Below are 25,803 nucleotides of genomic sequence, written 5' to 3' on the forward strand. Positions count from 1 at the left end.
CTCTTTGTGCCGACACTAAACAAAATACGGTCGGCGCTCGCCGGTGCGAAGGGGCACGGCGGCCGGTTCCCCGCCGCTGCCCACCGCCCGGACCTGCGCCGCTTCCGTTACGCCCTGACCGCCTTCTTCGCTCTCGATGGTTTCCTCTTCGCCGGATGGGTTGTCCGCATCCCCGCCGTCAAAGCCCAGACGGGCGCCTCGGCCAGCGCACTCGGCCTCGCGCTCCTCGGCGTGTCGGCGGGAGCCGTGGCCACCATGATGGTGACCGGACGGCTGTGCTCCCGCTTCGGCAACCAACCTGTGCTGCTCGCCTGCGGCTTTCTGCTGCCCGTCAGCGTCGCCCTGCCGCCGCTCACCCACTCGGCGCTCACGCTGGGGCTGGTGCTGCTGGTCTTCGGCGCCGCGTACGGAGGGATGAACGTCGCGCTCAACAGCACCGCCGTCGACCTGATCGCCGCGCTGCGCCGCCCCGTCATGCCCGGCTTCCACGCTGCTTTCAGCCTCGGCGGCATGCTCGGCGCGGGCCTCGGCGGGCTGCTCGCCGGCCAGTTGAGCGCCACCCGGCATCTGCTGCTCCTCACGGTCACGGGGCTGATCGTCGCCGCGCTCGCCGCCCGGCCGCTGCTGCGCTTCCACTTGCCGGTTGCGCGACCTGCGGAGCATACGGGCGACGCCGCTTCCGCGCAGCGGGCACGTATGAGCGGGCGGGCCCGCCGACTGGTCGCCGTACTGGGGCTGATCGCGCTGTGCACGGCCTACGGCGAGGGGGCGCTGGCGGACTGGAGCGCGCTCCATCTGACGGACGACCTGGGGGCGAGCGCGGCCCTCGCCGCTTCCGGCTACTCGGTGTTCGCCGGGGCCATGACGCTGGGCCGGCTCTCGGGCACGACTCTCGTCGAACGGCTGGGCCCCGGACGGGTGCTGGTCGGGGGCGGCGCGCTGGGCTGCTGCGGCATGCTGCTGGGTTCGCTCGCGCCGTCGGTGTGGCTCGCCCTGGCCGGCTTCGTCCTGACCGGTCTGGGCCTGGCCAACGTGTTCCCCATCGCCATCGGGCGCGCGGGCGACCTCGCGGGGCCCAGCGGTGTCGCTGCCGCCTCCACCTTCGGCTACGGCGGAATCCTGCTCGGCCCGGTGGCCATCGGCTTCCTCGCCGACTGGTTCTCGCTCCAGTCGGCGCTGTTGACGGTGGCACTGCTGGCGGCGTTCGCCTCGGTTACGGCGGCGGCGACGGGGCGGGCGGTGCTGCCGGAAAGGTGACCGCGCGGCGGGTGGGTTTCCGTGCGGTTGGCGGGCTCTGTGCGGTCGGCGGGCTCCGTACGGCTGGCGGGCTCTATGTGGCCGGCGGGCTCCGTACGGCCGCGGGCTGTGCGACCAGCGAGCCGTGTGGCCGCTTCCGTACGGCTGTGACGTGGCCAGAATCTTCCGGTTGTCGTCACTCAGGCCAGTGTTCCGGCGGCCCCGCGGCCCGCAGAGTGGTGCCCATGAACGACACATGGACGCTGGACCGTACGTACGAGAGCACTCAGGGAGCCGTGCGCTGGGCGGCTCTCGGTGACCCCGCGCTGCCGCCCGTGGTGCTGCTGCACGGGACGCCGTGGTCCTCGTACACCTGGCGGGGCGTCGCCCGCGCGCTCGCGGCCGACCACCGGGTGTACGTCTGGGACATGCCGGGCTACGGCGCCTCGGCGAAGTACGAGGAACAGGACGTCTCCCTCGGTGCGCAGGCCCGGGTGTTCACCGAACTCCTGGCGCACTGGGGGCTCGAGCGGCCTTCCGTGGTGGCGCACGACTTCGGCGGCACGGTGGCGATGCGCGCCCACCTGCTGCACGGCGCGCCCTTCGAGAGGCTCGCGCTGGTGGACGTCGTGGTGGCCTTCGATTCCTGGGGCTCACCCACCTACAAGCTGATGGGCGCGCATCCGGAGATCTTCAGCCGGCTGCCTGCCGCGCTCCATGGCGCCATGGTCCGTGAGTACATCTCCTCCGCCAGCGCCCGGGGCCTGCACCCGGATGTGCTCGACCAACTGGCCCGGCCGTGGTCGGACGAGGCGGGACAGCCGGCCTTCTTCCGTCAGATCGCCCAGAACGACCAGCGCTGGACCCAGGAGGCCGAAGAGCGGTACGGCGAGACGGCACTGCCCGTACTCATCTGCTGGGGCAGCGACGACGCGTGGATCCGGGCCGACAACGCGCACCGGCTCGCCGAACGCATCCCCGAAGCCCGGCTCCGGATGATCGAGGGCGCGGGCCATCTCGTACAGGAGGACGCCCCGGCGGAACTGACCGCGGCACTGGTCCGGTTCCTGGGCGACAAGTGATTACCGGCCGGTAGGTCCCGGTGCTACCGTCCCGTCCATGGCAAACCTGCTGCGCACCCCCAAGGGGCTGTTGCGGGCCCTGAACTGGTACCCGCCGTACCGATTCGCGGGCATCCGCGTCCTGGACATCGCCGACGACTGGAGCAGCGCCCGGGTACGGCTGAAGCTCGGACGGCTGAACCGCAACTACTTCGGCACCCAGTTCGGCGGGTCGCTCTATTCGATGAGCGACCCGTTCTGGGCACTGCTGGCGGTCAACAGGCTCGGCCGGGACTACGTGGTGTGGGACAAGACGGCCGAGATCGAGTTCGTCTCGCCCGGACGCGGCGACGTCTACACCGAGTTCAAGCTGACCGAGGACCGGCTGGAGGAGATCCGCGCCGCCACCGCTGACGGCTCCAAGGCGCTGCCCTGGTTCGAGTCGACGGTCACCGCGGCGGACGGCACCGTGGTCGCCCGCGTCCGCAAGCAGCTCTACATACGCCGCAAGCGGGACGGCTGACAGTCGTCGGTAGCGGGAGTCAGCCGAGCCAGCCCGGGCGCACCAGCCCCGACTCATAGGCGAGGACGACGAGTTGGGCCCGGTCGCGGGCGCCCAGCTTGACCATCGTGCGGCTCACATGGGTCTTGGCGGTCAGCGGTGAGACGACCAGCCGACGGGCGATCTCCTCGTTGGAGAGACCTATCCCCACCAGCGCCATCACCTCCCGTTCGCGCTCGGTGAGTTCGGCCAGCCCCTCGACCCCGGCGGGCTCCTTGGAGCGGGCTGCGAACTCCTCGATGAGCCGCCGGGTGACGCCGGGCGACAGCAGCGCGTCCCCGTCGACCACGGCACGCACGGCCCGCACCAGCTCATCCGGTTCGGTGTCCTTGACGAGGAACCCGGAGGCGCCCGAACGCAGTGCCTCGAAGACGTACTCGTCCAGTTCGAAGGTGGTCAGCATGACCACCTTCACCCCGCTCAGCTCCGGGTCCGAAGTGATACGGCGGGTGGCGGCCAGTCCGTCGACAAGTGGCATCCGGATGTCCATCAGAACCAGATCGGGGCCGAGTTCCCGTACCAGCGCGACCGCTTCCTCGCCGTCGGCCGCCTCACCCGCCACCTCGATGTCGGGCTGCGCGTCCAGCAGCGCACGGAATCCGGCGCGCACCAGAAGCTGGTCGTCGGCCAGCAGCACACGGATCACGGTCTCTCTCCTCGTCTCGGCGGCTCTGCGGCCGGGGCGCTCACTGTAGCGGCGGCCTGTTCTCCCCGGAGTGCAGCGGGATCGTCGCGTGGACGCGGAAGCCGCCGTCCGGTCGCCGGCCCGCCTCGACGGCGCCGCCGAACGCCGCGGCGCGCTCGCGCATCCCCACCAGCCCGTTGCCGCCCCCCGTCGGCCCGGTGCCGGTCGCCGGTCCCTCGTCGTCGACGAGCAGCTCCAGCACGTCGGTGCCGTAGCGGATACGGACGACTGCCGTGCGGGAGCCGGAGTGCCGCACCACGTTGGTGAGCGCCTCCTGGACGACGCGGAACGCCGCCAGGTCCGCCCCCGGTGGCAGCGGTACCGGCGTGCCCTCGGTCTCGGTGGTGACCTGGAGCCCGGCACTCGCGGCCTGCTCGGTCAGTTCGCCGAGCCGGTCGAGTCCCGGCGCCGGTGCGCGGGGCGCGTCCCCCGGCGCCCGTAGCGTGGCGAGCACCTGCCGCACCTCGCCGAGCGCCTCCTTGCTGGCGGACTTGATGGTGGTGAGTGCCGTACGGGCCTGCGCCGGATCGGAGTCCAGCAGCGCGAGGCCCACGCCCGCCTGCACGTTGATGACGGAGATGCTGTGCGCCAGTACGTCGTGCAGTTCACGGGCGATTCGCAGCCGCTCCTCGTCGGCCCGGCGCTTCGCGGCCTCCTCTTCCTCGCGCACCCGGCGCTCCCGCTCGGCGCGGCGCACCCTGGCCAGTTCGCCCGCCGTGCACAGCGCGACCATCCATACGGCCATGAACAGGTCGGTCCCCCACGGCCCCGGCCCGTCCCCCTTCGGCGGCACCCACCCGTAAAACGCGTGCGCCGCCAGCAGATTGCCCACCCACAGCATTCCGAGCGCACCCCAGGTCGCGTACCGGCACCCGGCAACAAGCGCCGCGAACCCGGCCACCACGACACTGATCAGCACCGGCCCGTAGGCATAACCGGCCGCCAGATACACCAGCGTGACCGCCGACGCACCGAACACGGCAGTACGGGGGAACCGGTGCCGCAGCAGCAGAAACAGCGGCCCCAGCACCAGCAACGCCCGGGCCGGCCCGTCCAGGTCCACAGTGTCGGCCCGCTGGTTGTGCGCGGCAAAAGTGCTGCCGACCTGCTGGAAGACCAGGACGACGAGCGAGGAGAGCCATGGGACGCGCCGCGGGTCCGTCCCGTGTCCGGGACGGAGATGTCGTAGGAACAGCGGTGGCCAGTCGGCGGGGTGCTCTCCGCCGGGCGGTGGATTTCCGCGGAGGGGCGGCCTTTTGCGGAGCGGCGGGTTTCCGCGGAGCGGTGGTTTTCCGCCGGGCGACGGGTTTCCGGCGGGCGGTGAGTCGCCGTGGGTGGGTGGGTTGCCGCCGGTGGGCGAGCCACCGTCGGTGGGCGAGTTGCCGTCGGCGGGTTGGTTGCCGTCGGTGGGTGAGTCGCTGTCGGTGGGTGAGTTGCCTTCGGCGGGTGAGTCGCCGCCGGTGGGTGGGTTGCCGCCAGGGGGCGGGGGCGCGCCGAAGTGTCGGTGCGCGAATGCGCAGGACGGGCGGCGGAACGGGAGCCTGCTGGTCACAGTCCTCACGCTAGACCTGGCGTGCGCACTGCGGCGTCAGCCGAGCGCGGTGCGGACGGCTACTCCCTGCGGAGTACGCGGAGGGGGCTCGGGGTCTGGAGGCTCGGGGCCGGAGGGCTCCGGGGTCGGGGACTGGAGGGCTCGGGGGTCGGGGGTCAGAGGGCGGGGGCCGGAGGGCTCCGGGACTGGAGGGCTTGCGGGCCGGGAGCTTGCGGGCCGGGCGACTCGGGTTGCGGGGGGCGCGCGGTCGGGCGGCCCCTCGCGTCGGCGGCGGCGCCGCCCGCGTCAGCGGCGGAGGCCCACTTGGTCGGCGAGGCGCTCGACGGCGTGGTCGAAGAACTCGTCACGAGCAGCGACAACATTGGTGAACTGCCCGAACAGCTCGAAGCTGACCAGCCCGAAGAGCTGCGACCACGCCGCGACCGCCTCCACCGCCACAGCCGCCGGCAGCCGCACCCCGAGGTCCCCGACCAGACGCTCGGCATCCTTCAGCACCACGTCCGGCGCCGCGGCAGCACGCGTGGGCTCCCGCAGCGCACCACTCCCGTGCGCGTCCCGGAGGATCCCCAGCAGTGCGAGGCCGACCCGCGAGGCCGACTGCGTGGTGGTCGGCGGAGCCGCGTACCCGGGGACCGGCGAACCGTAGATCAGCGCGTACTCGTGCGGATGCGCCAGCCCCCACGCCCGGACCGCCCGGCAGACAGCCCGCCAGCGTACGAGGTGCGAGTCCCCTACCGACTCGGCCTCGGCGAGCGCCGCTTCGGCCGCTGCCCCGACCGCGTCGTACGCGTCCGTGATCAGCGCCGTCAGAAGGTCGTCCCGACTGGGGAAGTAGCGGTAGAGAGCGGACGAGACCATGCCGAGCTCGCGGGCGACGGCGCGGAGGGAGAGGCGCGAGGCTCCCTCATCCGCGAGGTGGCGGCGTGCCTCGTCCTTGATCGCACTGGTGATCTCACCTCGGGCCCGCTGCCGGGCGCCCTTGATCTTGCTGCTCATGAGGGCAGTGTGCCAGCTATGAGAGCGCTGCTCAACATTGAGAGCAGTGCTCATGCACGCGGGCGACGCCCGCGTTCGAGATCGGTGCTCACCTCCAAGAGCACTGCTCTTGCCCCGGAGCACCGGAGGTGCAACACTGCTCTGCATCGAGAGCAGTGCTCTCGCTTCGGATCACCGCTTCCCGCCCGCTCCACCCGCCCCCTCGACGGAGGAACTGATGTCGTCCAAGCCGTTCGTCAAGCGTCCCGGCTGGTTCACCAACAAAGTGCTGAACCGCGCCGTCTCCTGGCTCTCCCGGCGAGGCATCAGCCTGGCGGGGTCAAGTGTGCTCGCGGTCAAGGGCCGCAAGAGCGGCGAATGGCGCCGTACACCGGTGAACCCGCTCACCCACGAGGGCGGGATCTATCTGGTGGCCGCCCGTGGGCACGTCCAGTGGACGCACAACATGCGCGCCGCGGGCGGCGGCGAGATATTCCACGGCAAGCGGGGTCGGCGCTTCACCGCAACCGAGGTGCCCGACGCCGAGAAGCCGGAGATCCTGCGGGCCTATCTGCGCAAGTGGAAGTGGGAGGTCGGCGCATTCTTCGAGGGCGTCGGCCCGGACTCCTCCGACGACGAACTCCGCTCAGTTGCCGAACGCCACCCTGTCTTCCGACTCACCTACACCGACTGACGGCTCTTGCGTTCCCGGCGCCCCGAAGGGGCGCGGGGAACTGCGCGACCAGCCACATCGCGCCCGCAGACCGCAGTCGCCGGGCAGGGGCACCCCCTCACCGGCACACCGCAGCGGGCCGGACAAGACCCGCCGGACACGGCCTACACGGAGCGCCCGGACGTTGCCGAGTCGCCGCCCGCACCGCCGTCACCCGCACCGCCGTCCCCCGCAGGGCCCTCACCGGCCCCGGGGGCACCCCCGGGGCCGACCGCGCTGTCGGTGCTCCCTCCCCGTTCGGCCTCGCGGCGGTCGAGGGTGTCCAGGGCGCGGCGGGCGATGGGGTGGACGCGGACGACCTCGGCGAGGGAGGTGGCGCCGCGGGTGAAGCGGGCGAAGACGTTCCAGGCGGGGCGGAATCCGGTGAGCGCCGCGTGGAAGAGGCCGGGGCGCCGGGAGAAGATCCGCAGCAGTCGCCGTCCGACGCCCATCTCGACGCCGAGCCCGGCCTTGACCGCGAAGGCGTAGTTGAGGGCCTGCCGCCGCGCGTCCACCGCGTCGTGCGCCTCCGCGATCCGTACGGCCCACTCCCCCGCCAGCCGCCCCGAGCGCAGCGCGAAGGAGATGCCCTCGCGGGTCCAGGGCTCCAGCAGTCCGGCCGCGTCGCCGCAGACCAGCACCCGGCCGCGGGAGAGCGGCGAGTCGTCCGTACGGCAGCGGGTCAAGTGCCCCGACGAGACGCGGGGTTCGAAACCGGCCAGGCCGAGGCGGCCGATGAAGTCGTCCAAGTAGCGCTTGGTGGCCGCACCCTCGCCGCGGGCCGAGATCACACCGACGGTGAGGGTGTCACCCTTGGGGAAGACCCAGCCGTAACTGCCGGGCAGCGGGCCCCAGTCCACGAGCACCCGCCCCGCCCAGTCCTCGGCGACACTGGCCGGGACCGGGATCTCGGCCTCGAGGCCGAGATCCACCTGGCTCATCTTGACGCCGACGTGGGCGCCTATCCGGCTGGCGCTGCCGTCGGCGCCGACGACTGCGCGGGCGAGGACGGGCTGTTCCTCGCCCGCCAGGACGACCGCGACGGTACGGCGGTCGGGCACGGCGGGGCCGTGCTGTTCGACGCGGGAGACCGTGACACCGGTGCGCACCTCGGCACCGGCCTTGACGGCGGACTCCACCAGGCTGTTGTCGAACTCGTCCCGGTTGACGAGCCCGAAGAGCATGTTGCGGGAGCGGCGGGTGCGGGTGAGCTTGCCGTTGAGGGAGAAGGTGACGGCGTGCACGCGTTCGCGCAGCGGCAGGTCGAAGCCGGGGGGCAGCGCGTCGCGGGAGGGGCCGATGATGCCGCCGCCGCAAGTCTTGTAGCGGGGCAGTTCGGCCTTCTCCAGGAGCAGTACGCTGCGGCCCGCGACGGCGGCCGCGTAGGCGGCCGAGGCTCCGGCGGGTCCGGCGCCGACCACGACGACGTCCCAGACGGGGCGGTCCTCTCCCCCGTCCGCCGCGGAGTCCTCGGCGGGGCTCTCGACGGGCTGCTCGCCGGCCGTCTCCGGCTCTCCCGTCCGACCCGTACCGGCGTTCTCCGCGGGCTCGACGTCGTCGTTCCCGGCTGCGTGCTCGCTGCTCACGATGTGTTGTGCTCCCGCTTGACCTCGGCTTACGGAATGGCCCATCGCATCCTACGGGGCCGCTCATGTGCGATACACATGTCTCCGTACACGTGTGCCAACGTCGCGCCCACAAGGAGCGTTCCCCATGCAGCAGCCTTCGTCCGACCCGACGGCTATGCCCCCCTCGCCCGCTTCGTCCACTTCTTCCTCGTCATCCGTATCACCCGCGTCGGACGCGTCGAACGCGTCGGCCGTCGCCGCGACCGTCGCGTCGCTCATGCCGCGGGCGCGGGCCGAGCTCGCCGAGCTGGTGGCGTTCCGGTCGGTCGCGGATCCGGAGCAGTTCCCGCGGAGCGAGTGCGAGGGCGCTGCCGCCTGGGTCGCTGAGGCGCTGCGTGCGGAGGGCTTCGAGGATGTGGCGGCGCTGGACACCCCGGACGGCACCCAGTCCGTCAACGGCTTCCTGCCGGGCCCGGCGGGCGCGCCCACGGTGCTGCTGTACGCGCACTACGACGTACAGCCGCCACTGGACGAAGCGGGCTGGCACACCCCGCCGTTCGAGCTGACCGACGGTGCCGACGGCCGCTGGTACGGACGAGGCGCCGCCGACTGCAAGGGCGGGTTCATCATGCATCTGCTCGCCCTGCGTGCCGTCAAGGAGAACGGCGGGCTGCCCGTCTCGGTGAAGATGATCGTGGAGGGCTCGGAGGAGCAGGGCACCGGCGGTCTGGAGCAGTACGCGCGCCAGCACCCCGAGTTGCTGGCCGCGGACGCCATCGTCATCGGGGACGCGGGCAACTTCCGCTGCGGGCTGCCGACCGTCACCGCCACACTGCGCGGTATGACGCTGCTGCGCGTACAGGTGGACACGCTCGAAGGGAACCTGCACTCGGGCCTGTTCGGCGGCGCGGCACCCGACGCCCTGGCGGCGCTGCTGCGCACCCTCGACTCGCTGCGGGACGCCGAGGGCAACACCGTCATCGAAGGCCTGGACGCGGACGCCCGGTGGGAGGGCATGCCGTATCCGGAGGAGAACTTCCGGCGCGACGCCAAGGTGCTGGACGGGGTCGGCCTGGTCGGCGACGGCGCCGTCGCCGACCGGCTGTGGGCGCGCCCCGCAGTGACCGTACTGGGCATCGACTGCCCGCCCGTCGTCGGCGCGACGCCCTCGGTGCACGCGTCGGCACGCGCGCTGATCTCGCTGCGGATCCCGCCGGGCACCGACGTCGAGAAGGCCATCGAACTGCTGATCGCGCACGTGGAGTCGCACGTGCCGTGGCAGGCGCGGGTGTCGACCGAAGTGATCGGCAAGGGCCAGCCGTTCAGCGCGGACACCTCCAGCCCCGCGTACACCGCGATGGCTGCGGCACTGAGCACGGCGTACGACGGACAGGAGATGCAGATCGCGGGGATGGGTGGCTCGATCCCGCTGTGCAACGCCCTGGACGCGCTCTATCCGGACGCCGAGATCCTGCTCATCGGGCTGAGCGAGCCCGAGGCGCAGATCCACGCCGTGAACGAGAGCGTGGACCCGCGCGAGCTGGAGCGGATGGCGGTCGCCGAGGCGCTGTTCCTGCGCGGTTACGCGGAGCAGGCAGTCGAGGTCTGAGCGCGGGAGCCGCTCCGTCCGAGGGTCAGCGCAGCAGATTGCCGGAACCGGTGGCGCCGGTCGGGACACCGCACTCCAGGTAGAGCGGATGTCCCGCCCGACGGGCCTGGAGGGCACAGCGCAGCCGCTCCAGCCGTACCGGAGGCAGCAGTTGCGCGGCTTCCTCCTCGGTGACGAACCGCCAGCCGCGGAGTTCGGCGCTGGGCAGCAGCAGCGCCGCGGCGTCCTCGGCCGCGAGCCGTCCGCCGTCGAAGAGCAGCCGCATCCCGCCGAATCCCGGCGGATGCGGCGGCTCCCAGTCGACGACAAGCAGTGCCAACTCTCCGTCCAGCCGCAGTCCCAGCTCCTCGAACACCTCCCGCACGCCGGCCGCGCTCGGCGCCTCCCCCTGTTCCACCACTCCGCCGGGGAACTCCCAGCCCGGTTTATAGGTGGGGTCGACGAGCAGCACCCGGTCGCGGTCGTCGAACAGCAGTATCCCGGCCGCGACGGTCTCGGCCGTCGGTTCGGGCGTCTGCACGATGTCCACGTCCCCCGCCCCGGCATTGATCGCCTCGGCAAGGCGTTCGGCGGTGCTGCGCGGGCTGAGAAACGTGCTGTCGACGGTGTGCGCTTCAGCGGTGATCCACGGCAGCGCCTCCTGGTAGGGGCGCAGATGGCTCAGGCACCAGGCCCGGTTGGCACCGCCGTCCGCTGCGGCGCGGGTGTCGATACGCTCGCGCAGCACGGGCTCCTCGGCATGCAGCAGCAGATGGCGTACGGGTATCCGGCGTGCGGCGAAGGCGCCGAACATCTCGTCCCGGTACTCGCGCCGCAGCAGCGTCATCGGCGTGATCAGCGGGCCTGGGACCTCGGTCAGCAAAGCGGCGGCCGTGTCCACCACGAGCCGCCGCCATGAGCGCAGATCCTGGAAGTCGGCTATCTGCGCCAGCCGTTCCTTCGGCAGCATCCAGCGCAGCTCCGCGCCGATGACTTCGGGATCGTAGAGCGTGCTGCCTGGGAGCAGGTCCAGGAGTTCGTACGCCGCAGTGGTCTTGCCCGCGCCGAAGGCGCCGTTCAGCCAGACGATCACGGTGTTCCCCCCTCATCCGTCGTCCCCGTTCAGTTGCCCGCATCACCCGGTGTGGGAAACGCGCCGGGTCGGCTCTCCCGGCGCTGAACGAGGCACGGCGCCCGCGCCCCGGCGCGTACGGCAGGCGCGTGCGACCCCCTGCGGAGGGGGCAACCGACGGAGGGGCGGCAACCGACGGACGGATGTTCCCCGGCCGGCCGCCGGCTGGCCAACCGGCCGGATCAGAACGGCAACCGGCAATGGCGCTGCAGCCCCGGCCAGGGACAGGAGGGCGACCGGCCATGGCGGGGCGGCCCCGGCTGGGGCGAGGCCGGCGGCGACCGGCTGGGGCGAGGCCGGCGACCGGCTGCCAGCCAGAGCAGCGACGACTGGCCGCTGTCAGGACGGCGACCGGCCATGGCGGTGGCCCCCGGCCGGAGTCAGGGCGCGACCGCCATGGCGCTGCGGCCCCTGGCCGGGACAGGGCGGCGGCCCCGGCTGGGGCGGGGCGGCGACGACCGGCTGGGGCGGGGCAGCGGCACCAACCGGCTGCCAGCCAGGGCGACGACGACTGGCCGCGTCGGGACGACGACCGGCCATGGTGGGCGGCCCCGGCGGTTCAGGGCGGAGACCGCCATGGCGTTGCGGCCCCCGGCTGGGGCGGGGGCGGCGACCGGCTGGGGCGGGGCAGCGACCGGCTGGGACAGGGCGGCGGCGACCGGGTGCCAGTCAGAGCGGCGACGACTGGCCGCGTCGGGACGACGATCGGTTGCCGTCAGGACGGCGACCAGTGGGGGTCACGGCCGGTGCACATCAGCACTCTCTCGAACGGAGTGGCGTCGGGCGGCGGCGGGATCTCCTCGCCGAACGCCCCCGCCTTCCGGGCCATGGGGGCCATCTCCTCCAGGGCCGGTCCGGCCTCGCCGAGCGCGGCCGGGTCGGGCCGGTAGTCCTGGCCCGTCGCGCGGGCGAGGTCCCAGCCGTGTACGACCAGATCGCCCATCACCATGTGCGCGACAGTGCGCTGCGGCAGCCCCATGCCCTGGGAGACGCCCTCCAGCGCGTCCGGATGCGACCACGCCTCGGCCAGCTTGACCGTCTCGTCGCCGAAGCGGGTGCGCCAGTCTCCTTCGAGGTAGTCGGGGGTGGTGCTGAAGTCGAAGGTTCCCCTGGCGGCCAGCGCCTGGAAGCCGACGACGACATGGAAGAGGTGATTGAGCAGCGCCCGCACGTCGTACTCGGTGCAGGGTGTGGGCCAGGTCAGCTGCTCGTCCTTGACGCCGCGGACCACCGGTTCGGTCGCGCGGGCGGCGCTGTCGATGAGGGGAGCGAGTGCGTTTGTCATTCCGTCACGCTATGCCGGGCCGCCCGCCACGACCTGAAGAAACGCGACACGGGATTGCGCCATAGGATTGCTGTCATGGCAGGTCAGAGCGACCACGGCGAGGGCCGGGCAGCCGGGAGAACAGGCCACGCCAAAGGGGAGGGCGAAGGCCCTCGCCGGGACACCCGGGGGATCGTGCAGGCCCCGGGGCTGATGGCGCGGGTCGACTTCCGCCGGAGGCTTCCGGCCGAGCCGCTGCGCCGCTGGGTCGAGCACTACTGGCTGATCGACTGGGACCTGGAGGAACCGTACGTCTCGCAGGTGGTACCGCACCCGTGCGTCAACGTCGTCTTCGAACGGCGCGGCCCGGCGGACCTCGCGCCCAGAACGGGGTTGGTCGCGGGGGTGGGCACCGGCGTGTTCTCCACCAAGCTGGAGGGTGTCGGCCGTGTATGCGGGGTGCAGTTCCGCCCTGGCGGCTTCCGCCCCTTCCTCGTACCGCCCCGCCGGGTCTCCGCACTGACCGGCCGACAGCTGCGGCTGGAAGAAGCGTTCGACACCGCCGCTGTCGGCACGGTTGCGCACCAGGTCCTGGACCCGGACCGGGAGGACGAGCGGGTTGCGGCCCTCGACACCTTCCTGCTCTCCCTCTCCCCCACCCGGGACCCTGCCGCCGTCCAGGCCATGGCGCTGGCGCATCGGGCGCGTACGGACCGCTCCGTGCTGCGCGTCGAACGGCTCGCGGCGGACGCCGGCATGTCCGTACGCACCCTCCAGCGGCTGTTCGCCACGTACGTGGGAGTCACACCGAAGTGGACGATCCTGCGGTACCGCGTCCATGAGGCCATGGAGCACGCCACCATCCATCCCGAGACGGACTGGGCCCGTCTCGCCGCCGAACTCGGCTACAGCGACCAGGCCCACCTGGTCCGCGACTTCACCACCGCGGTGGGCGTCACCCCCTCCGCGTACGCCCGCGCGGCAGCGGAGACCCCACCTCAGACCGACTGACCGGCCGGTATGTAGTCGGCAGGGGGACGCCCGCGCAGACCGGGCCGGGCTCGCATGGGACCGGGGCCGGGACGTGTGCAGGCCACCGGACATGGTTACCCGCTTGGCTGCGGCGCCCCCGAAGCCGCCGCGCACGCGAGTCGGCACGCCCAAAGACAAGCCGACAAGCGCCCCGGACAACCGAACACCGGAACCCCTGCCACCGAGGAGGCCGGAATCCCATGTCAGCTCAGCAGTCCAACGCCCTGCCGCTGCCCGACTACGACCAGTTGCCGGCGGGGAGCGTGGAGCACCGGATCAGGTCGCTGGGGAGTGACGACGTACGGCGGCTCCTGGAGTACGAGCAGGCCCACGCCGACCGGACACAGGTGAAGCAGACCCTGACCGCACGCCTGGACCAGCTCGAATCCGGCGCCCAGCCCTCCCCGGGCGACCCCAACGCCCCGGGCCCCGACATCCCCTCCGACACCCCCGGCGGCTCCCCCGTCTCCCCGGCAAGCGCTGCCGAACCGGAAGAGCCGCTGCGCCACGGCAAGCACGAGATGTGACCCGCAGCGGGCCGTCGCGGACGGCGCTCCGAGGCGAGAGCAGTGCTCTTGTTCGGGATCGGTGCTCATCTCAGAGCAGTGCTCTTGTCCGAGAACAGCGCTCTGACTCGGCTGGCAGCGCTCTCGCCCAGTGACAGCGATCTCACCAGCGGGCAGCGCTCTCGCCTGAGAGCAGTGCTCTTGCCCAGGGACAGCGCTCACCCCAGCGGGCAGCGCTCTCATCCGAGAGCAGCACTCTTGCCCAGGGACAGCGCTCTCAGCCCGCGGGCAGCGTTCTCGTCCGGGAGCAGCACTCTCGCCCGGGGCCAGCGCTCTCGTCCGGGAGCAGCGCTCTTCCCTGGGGGGTAGCGCTCTTGTCTTGGAGCAGCACTCGCAATAGAGAGCGCCGCTCTCACCGGGAACAGCACCCTGACACGAGAGCACCGCTCTCACGCGAGAGCGCCGCTCCGCCACGCCGCGCGATACGGCACGATCACCCCTGGAGCCCCGTGCACCGAGAAGAGCCCGACCGACTCCCCGCAGCCGACGGCTCCACAAGCGAGGGCGGCGGCCTTGCCTCCGTCGTCCCACATCAACCGCTCCTGACCGAAACATGACGGCGCAACGGCAGGGCCAGGAGCGTTTCCGCGCCAGCCGGGGCCGCCCCCAGGCGGGGCAGCAGCCAACCCCAGACCCCCAGGAGCACGGGCCGGACGCGTTCCACCGCGCAGTGCGTGGCACCACGGACGAGCCACACCGTCGTACCGGGCCGTGAGGCCAGCGCGGTGGTGTCGCCGCGCGGGATGTACTGGTCCTCGTCCCCGTTGACCGCAAGGAGCGGGGCGCCACCCGGGGTATCCAGCAGGCCCTGGTCGCGCAGTGAGAAGCGCGTGAACAGGTCGGCCGCTGTCGCGGCGTCGGGCTCGGCCTCCAGGTGAAGGGCGTTGGCGATGATGCCCGGCATTCCGTACGGAAGAGCGAGGACGTCGGTTTCGCCGGCCGCGCCCGTGGGGGCGCCCAGCGAGACGGCCGCGTCGACCACACCCTGCATGGCCAGTTTGACTGCCCAGTGCCCACCGAAGCTGACCCCGAGGTAGGCCACGGGTTCGCCGGGGCGCTGACGGCGTATGAGGGCGACGAGTGCCGCCAGTACCCGGTCGCTGTCCGCGGTGAGCGGGAGCGGGCATTCGCCGGTGCCCGGCATGTCGATGACCATCACCAGCAGGCCGGTGGCGAGTGCGGTGGCCACGGCCATGCGGTGCAGTTCGACCTTCCAGGTGTCGACCCCGCCGGAGATGACCACGACACCCGGCCGCCGCCTGCCGCGGCGCGCCATGAGGTGCACGGGCAGCGGCAACGGCCCGTCGTTCAGCGGGAGGTCGAGCGTTCTACGTTCGAACCGTATGGGGAAGCGTGCGGCTGCCTTCAGGTAGCAGACCCGCTGACGTTCGTACGCCGCCAGGCGCTCGGGGGCGGCCAGTACCGGGAAGCGGGCCGCTCCCCACAGGTGCGCCGCGCGCAGCAACCTGCCTTCCGCTTCCGCCTCCTCGGCCAGGCGCCCCCATACGGTGGTCCAGGAGCCCCGGTGCCCGCCCCACATGTCGGTGATCTCGTTACGGGCCCGTTCGACGGTCCGGGCGGGGATGCCCCAGGACACGAACTGCCGGTGGCGTTCCTCGAACAGTGCAGCGGGGTCGACCTCGAAAGTCAGCATGCTGGTAAGAATGTGAGCAATCCTCGGCTTCTTCAACTCGCATTGGAACCCCATGTCCACACCGCGCAAAAGGCCCCGCCAGCAGCGCTCTCAGGAGACCTACGACGCGATCGTGGAAGCCGCTGCTCAGCTTTTCGAACGGGACGGCTACGCGAAGGCGACGACCAACCGCATCGCGGAGCGCGCGGGGTGTCCATCGGGTCCCTGTACCAGTATTTTCCGAACAAGGACGCCTTGCTGTACGCCCTGGGCGAGCGGCATTTGCGGCACGTGGCCGCCGGGCTGGCGGCCGTGGCGCAGGAGCTGCGCCGCACCGGCCCGACGCTGCCGGCGACCGTGAACACCGTCATACGCGCCATCGCCGATCTGCACCGGGCCGAGCCCGCCATGCACCGGCTCCTGTACGACCAGGCCCCGCGCCCGGCCGAGGCCGCCGCCCAACTGCGCGAGATGCAGCGGCTGATCGCGTCCGAGATCGAGTATCACCTGCGCCGTCTGGAGGTCGGCGGACCCGATCAGCGGCTCACGGCGCTGCTGCTCGTCCAGGGCGTCGAGGCCCAGCTGCACGGCGCTGTACTGGACCCGCCCGACGGATGCACGACGGACGAAGCGATCGATGCGGTGGTGCGGCTGTGCGTGGGAGGGCTCGAAAGGAGCCGGCTCCCGGAACGTGTCCGGCACGGGTGACCTGCCCGCCGGGAGGCAACAGTGCTGTGGCGGAAGGGTCTACCTTCCGGCGGGCGCTGGGCAGGCGGCATTCGTGGCTCGCGCCCAGCGCCCGCCGGGGTCGGGTCAGGAGGCGAATTTGACCGACGACGCCTTGTCATTGAACGACGCGCTGACGTTCTTGCACTGCGAAGGACTCAGCTTCTCGGAGGAGCCTTTGTAGTCGTCGTGCTCGTAGAGACGCACCGGATTGGTGGTGTGGTTACAGACGGAACTCGCCCTGTCGTTGAACCGGTATTTTTCCAGCCTGCGAATGTTCTGGCTCGCCATGAGAATCGGGGCCCGGGCTCCCTTGTTGAGTTTATTGTTCTCGTAAAGGCATACAACCCCCCAGGAACACGCCTTCTTGCCGTGCCCCTTGGTCATGAGCACAGCGCGAGGCGCAGATTCGACTGCCTGCGCGGGGATCGAAGCCGCTCCCACGAGCAGCGCGGCGCCAACCAGCAGCGGAATCCGGTGCTTCACAGGTTTCTCCTTCGAGTTCAAGGCGCGATCAGGACGATACTGAACCTACGTCCATGGTCGAACCCAGAAACTTCCCCTCTGGAAGTTCCCCCGAAGGAGATAAACGGCCTTCCACGCAGGGCTGTTGTACGCCGAGAGGCGGAACGGCAGTCACACAATGGGCTGTCGCACAAGCCGCGTCCCGCCGCGACGTTTCGCAGGCGGAGTTCCGATTTCCCTGCCGCCGGCCCGTTCCGGCCCCGTCCGGGGGCATTGGCTCAGGCCGCAACTGGCATACCCGGCGGCAGTGTTCGTACAGGACGGTGCCGGGGCCCGGCTCGTCCTCCTCGTCCGCCCCAGACTCAACCCGCGCGGCTCTGTCATCACTTCGGGACCCTCATCGTTACGGCACGGCCCTGATCCACGGCGACCCCTGAGTCGTTCGGTCCCTAGTCTGGATGGCCAATGCCCGCCTGGCCGTCCGCCGTGATGGCGAGTTCCAGGCCCGAACCGCGATGGCCACTTGGGGAGTTCGACAAGGGGGTGAGGGGGGTGCGTGCTGTTGCCCTGATGGCAGGACAACAGCACGCAGAGAAGGCGTATCCCGCCCGGCGCCGGACCACGCGGAACCCCTACCTGCAGACATCACCCGTGTACGCGGCGAACCTCGACGGCCGTCACTTCTTGCCGCGCTTCCGCCCCTTGCCGCTCCTCGGCTTCGCCTTCCGCCACCCTGCGGCCTCCCTCGACCAGGGGCCGCAGTGGATGTCACAGCGCGAGGCACCGATCAATGCCAATCGCTGACACCGTGTCCCCTTCGTTGTCAGAGCACCGCACTTCGACTGTGTACGCGCCACGAACGCTCGCCCCCTGGCCCTCGATCCCAATTGATCCGGCAAGGGTCATGTGCGGGATACCGGCCGTGGAAGGCGCATACGACAGCAACGGAAGTGCTCCGGCGTACGGGCGCACCCGACGCATGCGGCAGCCGCAGCAAGACCCCACCGACTGGCTAGAGTTGGTCCGGAGCGGTCAGGAAAGCGGCATGCGTTTCAGCCGCCTTGGGCCGAGTTGCCGGTGCGCTGTTGACGCTGTCGCGCGCCCGCCGCCGCGGGTAGCGGACGGGGTCCTGCGCTCGGGCGAAGGGGACCGCCTGAAGGCCCGTCCGTCTCGGGAACGGCCGGCCGGAGGGTGTGGCCGGATTACGACGTCGGGCGGGAACGGTTCTGTACCGGACGGCATAATGCCACTAAAGTAGGACGCCTCATATCTTCCACGGAGAAGGAGAGGAGGGAAGCCGTGCCGATCTACATGTGCAGCTGGACCACCGGGAGCCCCGGAAAGGGTGGCGTGAACCGTAAGTGGCGAGAAGCTGTCGGAAGGGCCGGTTCCTTCATCTTCTCCGTCCCAGGATCATTTTCCTGTTCTTGTGATTCTTAGAGTGCGCGCCCGGCCCGTGCGCGGGGAGGCGAGCGCGATGTTTCTCGAACTTCTTCAAGCCCTCGGCACCTTCTTCGGCGGCCTCGGTGCTCTCATCGCGGCCACTACCCAACTGCTGACCTTTCTTCAGAAGAAGGATGAAGAAAGGGGCATCGGTCACGGTGGCGACGGGCCGGTGTCCTGGATGATTCCCATCAAGCCGTTCGCATATTTGGCCGCAGCAGCCTGACGGCTCCTCCACGAAGGACGCCGCCTCGCAGCACTCACCCTTCGACGGGTCAGGCCATGCCGTTCCGGCGGGGAAGAATTGCAGTAGGAACTGAACAAGCGGAGGGGCGGAACCGCCGCCCCTCCGCTTGCTCGTGCTGACGACTACCCGCGCGATACCGCCCCGCCCCAGAGCCCCCTCCAGCCCTCCAGCCCCAGCCCTCCAGCACCCTCCCGAGGGGCTCCCTCAGGCCACCCGCATGCCCAGCTGCTGCCAGCCGGCCGCTGCGGCGCCGATCAGGCCTGCGTTGGTGCCGGTGGCGGCGGGGGCCAGCGCCAGGCCCTGGATGTAAGGGAGGGTGGCGTAGCGCTTCAGTTCGGCGCGGAGGGGCGCGAAGAGGACCTCGCCCGCGTGGGCGACCCCGCCGCCGATGACGGCGATCTCCAGCTCGACGAGGGCCGCGGTGGCGGAGATGGCGGCGGCCAGGGCGCGAGCGGCCCGGGCGAAGGCGGCGCGGGCCAGTGGGTCGCCCGCGCGGGCGGCAGCGGCGACGCCTGCCGCAGTGGCGTCCTGGTCGGGGCCGGGCCGCCAGCCCGATTCCAGGGCCCGGCGGGCGATGTTGGTGCCGCTGGCGATGGTCTCGACGCAGCCGCGCGACCCGCAGGGACACGGGTCGCCGTCCATCTCGACGCTGATGTGCCCGATGTGACCCGCGTTGCCGGTGGGCCCGGAGTGCAGGGAGCCGCCCAGGATCAGGCCCCCGCCAACACCCGTGGAGACGACCATGCACAGCGCGTCGGAGCGGCCCTTGGCAGCGCCCTGCCAGTGCTCGGCCGCGGCGATGGCCGGGCCGTCGCCGATCAGCGTGACGGGGAGGGCGCCGGCCCGTTCCCGTACGTCGGCGACGAGCGGATGGTCGCGCCAGGCGGGGATGTTGACCGGGCTGACGGTGCCGGCCTTGGCGTCCACGGGCCCGGCGCTGCCGATGCCGACGGCGCCGACGTGACGCCATTCGCGGGCGGCGGTCAGTTCGCCGAGGACCTCGTCGACGGTCGTACGCAGGCGCTCGGCGTCCTCCCGCGCGGGGGTGGGCCGCTGGGTGCGGGCCAGGAGTCTGCCGGCGCTGTCCACCAGGGCACCCGCGATCTTGGTACCGCCGATGTCGAGCGCGGCGACGAGGTCGTTGGGCATGGGCAGTCGACTCCTGCGCGTGCGGTGTTCGGACCCGCACGGTGCGCGGGGTGGACCGGGCAAGTCTGACAAGACTTGGCCGATCTGACAACGTTGTCCAGACCGCTGACCGGACCCGTCGCCCCGCGACTATGCTGCTCCGTACCGCGATCACCGACAGCACCCCACCGCACCCGCCCAACGCCATCACCGAGAGCGCCCCACCGCGGCCGCCCGACGCGATCGCCGACAGCGCCCCGCCGCACCCGCCCGAACCCTCGACAAGGACAGGACCCGTGGCCGCCGACGCCCCCGACACAGCCGACCCCGCACTCCCTCCGCTCCCCGCAGGCCCTCGCACCACCGGTGCCCGCCGGCGGGACCGCCGCCACGCCGGCCGCCCGACGATGAAGGACGTGGCGGCCCGGGCGGGTGTCGGCCTCAAGACCGTCTCCCGCGTCGTCAACGGCGAGGCCGGGGTCTCCAGCGACACCGAGCGGCGGGTGCAGGAGGCCATCACCTCGCTCGGGTTCCGGCGCAACGACAGCGCGCGCGTACTGCGCAAGGGCACCACGGCCAGCATCGGCATGGTGCTGGAGGACCTGGCCGACCCCTTCTACTCGCCGCTCAGCCGCGCGGTCGAAGAGGTCGCCCGGGCACACGGTGCGCTGTTGATCAACGGGTCGAGCGCGGAGGATCCGGAGCGGGAGCAGGAGCTGGCGCTGGCGCTGTGTGCCCGCCGCGTCGACGGGCTGGTGATCGTCCCGGCCAGTGACGACCACCGTTATCTGGAGCCGGAGATCGCCGCCGGGGTGGCCACCGTCTTCGTCGACAGGCCGCCTGGACGGATAGCGGCCGACCTGGTGCTCTCCGACAACTTCGAGGGCGCACGGGCGGGCGTCGCCCACTTGATCGCGCACGGACACCGGCGGATCGGCTTCATCGGCGACCGGCCGGGCATCCACACCGCCGAGGAACGGCTCCGCGGCTACCGCGCCGCGATGGCGGACGCCGGGCTGCCGGTTGCCGAGTCCTGGGTGGCTCCGGGCAGTACGGACTCCGACCGGGTACGGGCCGACGCGGCCCGGATGCTGGACGGCGCCGACGGTACGGAGCCGGTGACCGCGTTGTTCTCCGGCAACAACAGGGTGACGGTCACCTTGGTGCGGGTGCTGGCCGCGCCCGAGCGGCGGGACCGGCCCGTGGCGCTGGTCGGGTTCGACGACTTCGAACTGGCCGATCTGCTCTCGCCCCCGGTCACGGTCATCGCCCAGGACCCGGCCGACCTCGGCCGCAGCGCCGCCGAGCTGCTGTTCAGGCGGCTGGACGGCGCCGACGACGAGCCCCGTACCGTCTCCCGCCCGACAAAGCTGATCACCCGCGGCTCGGGCGAGATCCCGCCGTACGACTCCGAGGGCGGCGCCTGAGAGGGCTTACGGCGGAGGTGGCGTACGGCTGAGCAGGCGTTCGGCTGGGAGAGTGCGCGTACGACGGGCCGGATGTCGGTGCCCATCTCCGGAGGTTGACCAGATGATCGAAGTGCGGCGTGCGGGCCCGGGCGACGGGGATGTGCTCGGTGAAATCCATGCGGCGGCCTGGGAGGCGGCCTACGCCTCCTTCTTCGAGCCGGAGTTCGTCCACGACGCGGTCCGGAGCAGGCGTACACGGTGGCATGAGCGGGTGGCGGAGGGGCGGCCGGGAACGATCCTGCTGGCCGTGCTCGACGGCCGCCCCTTGGCGCTGTCCTCCTTCCACCCGTCCCCGAGCCGGCCGGGATTCGCCGAGATCTGGAGCTTCTACGCCCACCCCGACGGCTGGGGCAGTGGCGTCGCCGCCGCGCTGATGACCGAGACGCTGCGGCACGTGCGCGCCGACGGGTTCGTCCGCGTACACCTGTGGACACTGCGCGACACCCCGCAGTCCCGGCGCTTCTACGCCAAGTGCGGCTTCACCGAGTGCGGCACCACGCGGGCCCTCGACTTCGGTGACGGCAACCCGCTCGACCAGGTCGAGTACGAGCGAACCTGCTGATCCGGTACGTCGGTTGCGGGGTGGGGCGCTGTCCGACCGTGCCGGCCCGCGATCCACTGGGCCGGGCGCTGTTCGCCGGTCGCACCTACAGCGGTGATCCGATGTGTCTGGTGTTCCTGGCTCGGCGGTGGGGATCGACTGGGACGACCCGGAGTTGATCCGTACGGTCGGCGGGCTGTCGTTGATGAGCCCGGAGTTGCGTCGGCTGTGGACCCGGCACGACATACGCCAGAAGTCCCACACCACCGAACGCTTCCGGCACCCCCTGGTCGGGGAGTTGACCCTGGGCTTCGAGTCGCTGACCGTCAACAGCGCCGCTGCCAGCAACTGGTCGTCCACCAGGCCGGCTCGGCTCCTTCAGCTCCGCCATCGACACCTGGCGCGATGTCATCCTCAGCGCCGACTACCCCGAGGGAGGCGCGCAGTCAACTGCGGCCACGAGGGCTTCCAACGCCCGTGCTTAAGTGGGTTCATGGCTGACAAGACCCCGGAAAAGACCCCCGCGACAGATCCCGCGACGGCGGCCCCCTTCCCCGCGCCCACCGCTCCGGACGTACTCACCACCGCACCCGGATACCAGGTGCGGCGCCTCTATCAGGCGTACCTGGCGGTGTGGTTGCGCACTGTCGGCCAGACGCTGACCGGACCCCAGTTCGCCGTCCTGACGACGGTACGGGCCAGTCCTGGCAGTGACCAGAGCTCGTTGGCCTCCGCCGTCGCGCTGGACTCCTCCACCATGGCGGATCTGGCGCGGCGGCTGGAGAACCGCGGGCTGCTGGAGCGTAGGACCGCGGCGGCGGACGGCCGCCGAAAACTGCTGTATCTCACGCCGGAGGGCGAACGCGCACTCCGCGAGGCCGAGGGGCGGGCACGGGCGTTGGACGAGCGGCTGCTCGCGCGGTACGACTCCGGGCGCCGCGAACAGTTGGTGCGGGAGTTGGCTGCGCTCGCCGATGAGTGGGAGCGGTTGAGTGTTGGCTCCTAGGCCGCGGGGCCGTTGTTCCGGTGAGGGGGTGCCCCTGCCGCGACGCCCGCGGACTGCGGGTTCGCCGTGGCTGGGCGCGCAGTTCCCCGCGCCCCTGACGGGGCGCCCGCGTCAGTCGTCCGCGGGGAGTGCCGCCGGGTCCGTGGCGACGCCTGCCAGCCGATGGCGGATACCGCGTCGGGCCCGCTCGTACGGCTTCGCCTCCACCGAGGTGTCACCGTGCAGTACCGACTCGGCGTTGCTGGCCTCCAGTAGTGCGATGATCTCGAAGGCGAGTTGGGGGACGTCGGTGTCCTCGGCGAGCTCTCCGGCCTGCCGGGCTTCCTCGAGGGTGCGTTCGACGAAGGCCGTCCAGTCGGCGCGTGCCCGGGCGATGCTGTCGTGCACCCGGCCCTCGCGCGCGTCGAACTCGGCCGAGACGGAGGAGAAGAAGCAGCCGCCGGGAAAGACTCGGTCCCGCGAGTAGGTCAGCCAACTCTCGTACAGGCGCACCACTCGGCGTAGCCCGGCCGGTTCCTCCAGCGCCGGCTGCACGACGTGCTCGGTGTAGATCCGGGTGGCGGCCCGCACGGTCGCGAGCTGAAGCTCCTCCTTGGAGCCGAACAGGGTGAAGACACCGCTCTTGCTCAGCTGGAGCTCACCGGCGAGGCGGCCCAGCGAGAGCCCGTCCAGCCCCTCCGAGGAGGCGACCCGAACGGCTCGCCCCAGGATCAGCCGCCGCGTCTGGTTACCGCGTTCGACACGTCCGTCCGACCGCTTCACAGCTCCTCCGTTCCGTACCGTCCACCACGCCTCGTGCCCAGGCGCCGCCGAAGTCGTCGCCGCACGGCCGAAGTCTACTCAGTGGACGACCGTTCGGTCAGGTGCCGGAGTGCGATCGAGAGAACGCCGAGATCGCCGGGCGCCTCCAGGCCGGTACGGCGCCTTCCATTCCGTCCTCGCCCACTCTTTCGGGGTGCTCTGCGCCTTCCTCGCACTCCGCGAAGGGATCGAGGCGGAACGGCTCGTCGCTGTCGCAGGGGTGAGCGACTTCGGCACCGCCGCGTCCTCAACGCGCCCCTGACGGTCGACAGTGCGCCCGACTTCCCCACCGCGGCGCGGAGTTGACCGCGCAAGGCGTCGGCGTCCTTGCCGCGAAAAACCAGTTTGCCGGGAGGAGATCGGGTGGCACGGTCGTGCGATGCATGTATCGCGATGTGAGCTGCTGCGTTGGCAGTTCGATCTGACGTGGTCGCTCTTCGAGTACCACCTGGAGCGGATCGAGCCCGGGGATCTGCTGTGGGAGCCGGGGCCGAACTGCTGGACCGTACGGCGTGCCGCCGACGGCGGGTGGGTGCCGGACTTCGCGGAGACCGAGCCCGACCCGGTGCCCGTTCCGACGATGGGGTGGGTGAGCTGGCATCTGGGCTGGTGGTGGAGTGTCGCCCTCGACCATGCGCAGGGCCGCCCGCCCCGGGACCGGGACGCCGTCGTCTTCCCCGGTGACGAGGCGGGCACCGTGGCGTGGCTGCACGGGCTGCGGGAGGAGTGGCTGACGGTGCTGGACGGGCTCTCCGACGCCGAACTCGACGCGACGGCGCCCTTCCCGTGGGAGGGCGATCCCGCGCACACCGTCGCGCACATGGTGGCGTGGGTGAACGCCGAACTGATGAAGAACGTGACGGAGATCGGCCAACTCCGCCTGCTGCGGGCCACCTCGAAGGCGTGAGCCGGGCCGGCCCGGAAGGAGCCGGGCGGGGGACGAAAGGGGCCGGGCGGCCGCGCGAGACCTGGGCGGCCGCCCGGGGATCCGGTGGGTCAGCGGCCGGCGAGCCGGTCGAGTGCGGCCCGGTCGAGCCCGGAGACCTCGCTGACCTCTGCGGCGTCGAGCGCACCGCAGTCGAGACCGCGCAGCAGATAGCCGCTGAGGGCACGGGCTGTCGCGGGCTCGTCCATGACGTCGCCGCCCGCCTGGCCCACATAGGCGGCCAGCCGCTCGCCAGCGCGCCGCATGCCCTCGCGGTAGAAGGCGTAGACGGCGGCGTAGCGGGTGGGCAGGTGGCCGGGGTGCATGTCCCAGCCCTGGTAGTAGGCACGCGCGAGCGAGCGCCGTACCAGGGAGTGGTGGAGCCGCCAGGCGTCGTGCACCTGCGCCTGGTCGCCGGTGGGGACGATGTTGGTGGAGCCGTCCGAGAGACGTACGCCGGTGCCCGCGGCGGCCACCTGCATCACCGCCTTGGCGTGGTCGGCCACCGGGTGGTCCATGGCCTGATAGGCGGCGGAGACCCCGCACGAGGCGCTGTAGTCGAAGGTGCCGTAGTGCAGCGAGGTCGCACGGCCCTCGGCGGCGTCGATCAGCCGGGCGACGGTGGCCCGGCCGTCCGCGCCGAGGATCGACTGGGTCGTCTCGATCTGGATCTCGAAGCCGATGCGGCCCACCCCGAGACCGCGGGCCTTCTCGAACTCCTCGCACAGCCGGACCATCGCGGTGACCTGCTCGGGGTAGGTCACCTTGGGCAGGGTGAGGACGAGTCCCCCGGGCAGCCCGCCCGCCTCCATGAGGCCGGTGAGGAAGATGTCGAGAGTACGGATGCCCCGGTCGCGGACGGCCGCCTCCATGCACTTCATCCGGATGCCGGCGTACGCGGGCGTGGGTCCCTCGGCGCCGTCGGCGAAGGCGTCGGCGATCAGCTCGGCGGCCCGGACGGCGGCGGCGTCCTCCTCGTCGTCGGGCCGTACTCCGTAGCCGTCCTCGAAGTCGATACGCAGGTCCTCGACGGGCTCGCGGCGCAGCTTCTCCTGGATACGGGTGTACACCGGACCCGCGAGCGTCTCGTCCATGCCGAGGACCCGGGCGAGCGCCGCGGCGTCGGGGGCGTGGGTGTCGAGCAGTGCGCGCGCGGCCTCGCCCCACTCCCGTACGGTGCCGGGCGTAACGGTGTCGGCGGGCACATAGACGGTGTGCACCGGCTGCCGCGTGCCCGGGTCACCCGGGTAGCGCCGGGCGAGCTCGGCGTCCACCGGCGCGAGCAGCTCGGAAACCCCCTCCAGCGCGCCGCTCCCCAAGCTGGTCCCGACCGTCCCGCCCTGCGCCATCTGTACTCCCTCTGCCGCTCTCCGAGCAGGCATCAACAAAACGTTGAAGCCAGTGCCGTGACGCTAATGGTGGCCTGACCAGCCAGTCAAGGGTTGCCCGTAGGCCCGTCCGGCGGAGCCGCAGCACGGGAACCGAA

General features: G+C 71.5%; 25 protein-coding genes and 2 pseudogenes. 15 read left to right on the forward strand and 12 right to left on the reverse strand.

Going from position 1 to position 25,803, the window contains the following annotated elements; genetic code table 11:
- Positions 1 to 6: 6 nt before the first annotated feature.
- From ACQEU8_RS22060 to ACQEU8_RS22070, 3 genes are all read left to right on the forward strand, one after another.
- A complete protein-coding gene (locus ACQEU8_RS22060) occupies positions 7 to 1,257 on the forward strand; it encodes an MFS transporter (RefSeq protein WP_433103708.1) in 1,251 nt (416 codons plus the stop codon).
- 224 nt (positions 1,258 to 1,481) lie between these two features.
- Positions 1,482 to 2,318 carry an alpha/beta fold hydrolase gene (locus ACQEU8_RS22065; RefSeq protein WP_433103710.1) on the forward strand — a complete coding sequence of 279 codons (837 nt, stop codon included), beginning with the start codon at positions 1,482 to 1,484 and terminating at the stop codon, positions 2,316 to 2,318.
- A 37-nt stretch (positions 2,319 to 2,355) separates the two neighbouring features.
- Complete coding sequence (locus tag ACQEU8_RS22070; RefSeq protein WP_433103712.1) at positions 2,356 to 2,820, forward strand: DUF4442 domain-containing protein; 465 nt, start codon at positions 2,356 to 2,358, stop codon at positions 2,818 to 2,820.
- A gap of 19 nt (positions 2,821 to 2,839) precedes the next feature.
- Here the strand turns inward: ACQEU8_RS22070 and ACQEU8_RS22075 are convergent, their stop codons facing one another.
- The 3 genes from ACQEU8_RS22075 to ACQEU8_RS22085 form a co-directional block, all read right to left on the reverse strand.
- The gene (locus ACQEU8_RS22075) at positions 2,840 to 3,505 is read right to left on the reverse strand and encodes a response regulator (RefSeq protein ID WP_433103714.1); all 666 of its coding nucleotides are present in this window, start codon (positions 3,503 to 3,505) and stop codon (positions 2,840 to 2,842) included.
- A 40-nt stretch (positions 3,506 to 3,545) separates the two neighbouring features.
- Complete coding sequence (locus ACQEU8_RS22080) at positions 3,546 to 4,739, reverse strand: sensor histidine kinase (protein ID WP_433108631.1); 1,194 nt, start codon at positions 4,737 to 4,739, stop codon at positions 3,546 to 3,548.
- Positions 4,740 to 5,381: 642 nt separating this feature from the next.
- On the reverse strand, positions 5,382 to 6,092 hold the full coding sequence (locus ACQEU8_RS22085) for a TetR/AcrR family transcriptional regulator (protein ID WP_433103716.1): 711 nt from the start codon (positions 6,090 to 6,092) through the stop codon (positions 5,382 to 5,384).
- A 217-nt stretch (positions 6,093 to 6,309) separates the two neighbouring features.
- Between ACQEU8_RS22085 and ACQEU8_RS22090 the strand changes: the two genes are divergently transcribed.
- Positions 6,310 to 6,765, forward strand: a complete 456-nt coding sequence (locus ACQEU8_RS22090; protein ID WP_433103718.1) for a nitroreductase family deazaflavin-dependent oxidoreductase — start codon at positions 6,310 to 6,312, stop codon at positions 6,763 to 6,765.
- A 143-nt stretch (positions 6,766 to 6,908) separates the two neighbouring features.
- On the opposite strand, the gene ACQEU8_RS22095 is transcribed toward ACQEU8_RS22090, so the two are convergent.
- A complete protein-coding gene (locus tag ACQEU8_RS22095) occupies positions 6,909 to 8,204 on the reverse strand; it encodes a geranylgeranyl reductase family protein (RefSeq protein ID WP_433108633.1) in 1,296 nt (431 codons plus the stop codon).
- 292 nt (positions 8,205 to 8,496) lie between these two features.
- Here ACQEU8_RS22095 and ACQEU8_RS22100 point away from each other — a divergent pair, with 292 nt between their 5' ends.
- Complete coding sequence (locus ACQEU8_RS22100; protein ID WP_433103720.1) at positions 8,497 to 9,960, forward strand: dipeptidase; 1,464 nt, start codon at positions 8,497 to 8,499, stop codon at positions 9,958 to 9,960.
- A gap of 25 nt (positions 9,961 to 9,985) precedes the next feature.
- Here the strand turns inward: ACQEU8_RS22100 and ACQEU8_RS22105 are convergent, their stop codons facing one another.
- Positions 9,986 to 11,032, reverse strand: a complete 1,047-nt coding sequence (locus tag ACQEU8_RS22105; protein WP_433103722.1) for an NUDIX domain-containing protein — start codon at positions 11,030 to 11,032, stop codon at positions 9,986 to 9,988.
- Positions 11,033 to 11,786: 754 nt separating this feature from the next.
- Positions 11,787 to 12,356, reverse strand: a complete 570-nt coding sequence (locus ACQEU8_RS22110; RefSeq protein WP_433103724.1) for a TIGR03086 family metal-binding protein — start codon at positions 12,354 to 12,356, stop codon at positions 11,787 to 11,789.
- 192 nt (positions 12,357 to 12,548) lie between these two features.
- Between ACQEU8_RS22110 and ACQEU8_RS22115 the strand changes: the two genes are divergently transcribed.
- Both ACQEU8_RS22115 and ACQEU8_RS22120 read left to right on the forward strand, forming a co-directional pair.
- A complete protein-coding gene (locus ACQEU8_RS22115; RefSeq protein ID WP_433108635.1) occupies positions 12,549 to 13,346 on the forward strand; it encodes an AraC family transcriptional regulator in 798 nt (265 codons plus the stop codon).
- 221 nt (positions 13,347 to 13,567) lie between these two features.
- Positions 13,568 to 13,894 (forward strand): hypothetical protein, encoded by a 327-nt coding sequence (locus ACQEU8_RS22120; RefSeq protein ID WP_433103726.1) that lies wholly within the window; start codon positions 13,568 to 13,570, stop codon positions 13,892 to 13,894.
- A 428-nt stretch (positions 13,895 to 14,322) separates the two neighbouring features.
- On the opposite strand, the gene ACQEU8_RS22125 is transcribed toward ACQEU8_RS22120, so the two are convergent.
- Complete coding sequence (locus tag ACQEU8_RS22125; protein WP_433103728.1) at positions 14,323 to 14,466, reverse strand: hypothetical protein; 144 nt, start codon at positions 14,464 to 14,466, stop codon at positions 14,323 to 14,325.
- Positions 14,466 to 15,587: an alpha/beta hydrolase gene (locus ACQEU8_RS22130; protein WP_433103730.1), complete on the reverse strand. Its 1,122-nt coding sequence runs from the start codon at positions 15,585 to 15,587 to the stop codon at positions 14,466 to 14,468. The genes ACQEU8_RS22125 and ACQEU8_RS22130 overlap by 1 nt, the downstream gene beginning before the upstream one ends.
- 52 nt (positions 15,588 to 15,639) lie before the next feature.
- On the opposite strand from ACQEU8_RS22130, the pseudogene ACQEU8_RS22135 reads away from it, so the two are divergent.
- Positions 15,640 to 15,741: pseudogene (locus tag ACQEU8_RS22135) on the forward strand (ScbR family autoregulator-binding transcription factor); the annotation flags it as partial.
- Positions 15,742 to 15,776: 35 nt separating this feature from the next.
- Positions 15,777 to 16,274, forward strand: coding sequence for a TetR/AcrR family transcriptional regulator (locus tag ACQEU8_RS22140; protein ID WP_433103732.1), 498 nt, complete (start codon positions 15,777 to 15,779; stop codon positions 16,272 to 16,274).
- 105 nt (positions 16,275 to 16,379) lie between these two features.
- Here the strand turns inward: ACQEU8_RS22140 and ACQEU8_RS22145 are convergent, their stop codons facing one another.
- On the reverse strand, positions 16,380 to 16,778 hold the full coding sequence (locus ACQEU8_RS22145; protein ID WP_433103734.1) for a peptidase inhibitor family I36 protein: 399 nt from the start codon (positions 16,776 to 16,778) through the stop codon (positions 16,380 to 16,382).
- A gap of 1,456 nt (positions 16,779 to 18,234) precedes the next feature.
- On the opposite strand from ACQEU8_RS22145, the gene ACQEU8_RS22150 reads away from it, so the two are divergent.
- Positions 18,235 to 18,426, forward strand: coding sequence for a hypothetical protein (locus ACQEU8_RS22150; RefSeq protein ID WP_433103736.1), 192 nt, complete (start codon positions 18,235 to 18,237; stop codon positions 18,424 to 18,426).
- A gap of 225 nt (positions 18,427 to 18,651) precedes the next feature.
- Here the strand turns inward: ACQEU8_RS22150 and ACQEU8_RS22155 are convergent, their stop codons facing one another.
- A complete protein-coding gene (locus tag ACQEU8_RS22155; RefSeq protein WP_433103738.1) occupies positions 18,652 to 19,596 on the reverse strand; it encodes an ROK family protein in 945 nt (314 codons plus the stop codon).
- Between the two features lie 386 nt (positions 19,597 to 19,982).
- Here ACQEU8_RS22155 and ACQEU8_RS22160 point away from each other — a divergent pair, with 386 nt between their 5' ends.
- The 4 genes and pseudogenes from ACQEU8_RS22160 (at position 19,983) to ACQEU8_RS22175 (ending at position 22,591) form a co-directional block, all read left to right on the forward strand.
- A complete protein-coding gene (locus ACQEU8_RS22160; protein ID WP_433108637.1) occupies positions 19,983 to 21,002 on the forward strand; it encodes a LacI family DNA-binding transcriptional regulator in 1,020 nt (339 codons plus the stop codon).
- A 103-nt stretch (positions 21,003 to 21,105) separates the two neighbouring features.
- Positions 21,106 to 21,606, forward strand: coding sequence for an N-acetyltransferase family protein (locus ACQEU8_RS22165; protein WP_433103740.1), 501 nt, complete (start codon positions 21,106 to 21,108; stop codon positions 21,604 to 21,606).
- A 184-nt stretch (positions 21,607 to 21,790) separates the two neighbouring features.
- Positions 21,791 to 21,862: pseudogene (locus tag ACQEU8_RS22170) on the forward strand (hypothetical protein); the annotation flags it as partial.
- Positions 21,863 to 22,078: 216 nt separating this feature from the next.
- Positions 22,079 to 22,591 carry a MarR family winged helix-turn-helix transcriptional regulator gene (locus ACQEU8_RS22175; protein WP_433108639.1) on the forward strand — a complete coding sequence of 171 codons (513 nt, stop codon included), beginning with the start codon at positions 22,079 to 22,081 and terminating at the stop codon, positions 22,589 to 22,591.
- A 111-nt stretch (positions 22,592 to 22,702) separates the two neighbouring features.
- Here ACQEU8_RS22175 and ACQEU8_RS22180 read toward each other — a convergent pair whose 3' ends face one another.
- On the reverse strand, positions 22,703 to 23,353 hold the full coding sequence (locus tag ACQEU8_RS22180) for a TetR family transcriptional regulator C-terminal domain-containing protein (RefSeq protein WP_433103742.1): 651 nt from the start codon (positions 23,351 to 23,353) through the stop codon (positions 22,703 to 22,705).
- Between the two features lie 418 nt (positions 23,354 to 23,771).
- Here ACQEU8_RS22180 and ACQEU8_RS22185 point away from each other — a divergent pair, with 418 nt between their 5' ends.
- Positions 23,772 to 24,299 (forward strand): DinB family protein, encoded by a 528-nt coding sequence (locus ACQEU8_RS22185; protein ID WP_433103744.1) that lies wholly within the window; start codon positions 23,772 to 23,774, stop codon positions 24,297 to 24,299.
- 89 nt (positions 24,300 to 24,388) lie between these two features.
- On the opposite strand, the gene ACQEU8_RS22190 is transcribed toward ACQEU8_RS22185, so the two are convergent.
- The gene (locus tag ACQEU8_RS22190; RefSeq protein ID WP_433103746.1) at positions 24,389 to 25,666 is read right to left on the reverse strand and encodes a DUF6986 family protein; all 1,278 of its coding nucleotides are present in this window, start codon (positions 25,664 to 25,666) and stop codon (positions 24,389 to 24,391) included.
- Between the last annotated feature and the right edge of the window lie 137 nt (positions 25,667 to 25,803).

Origin of the sequence: Streptomyces sp. CA-250714 (assembly GCF_050936705.1) — a bacterium.
Taxonomy (GTDB): domain Bacteria; phylum Actinomycetota; class Actinomycetes; order Streptomycetales; family Streptomycetaceae; genus Streptomyces.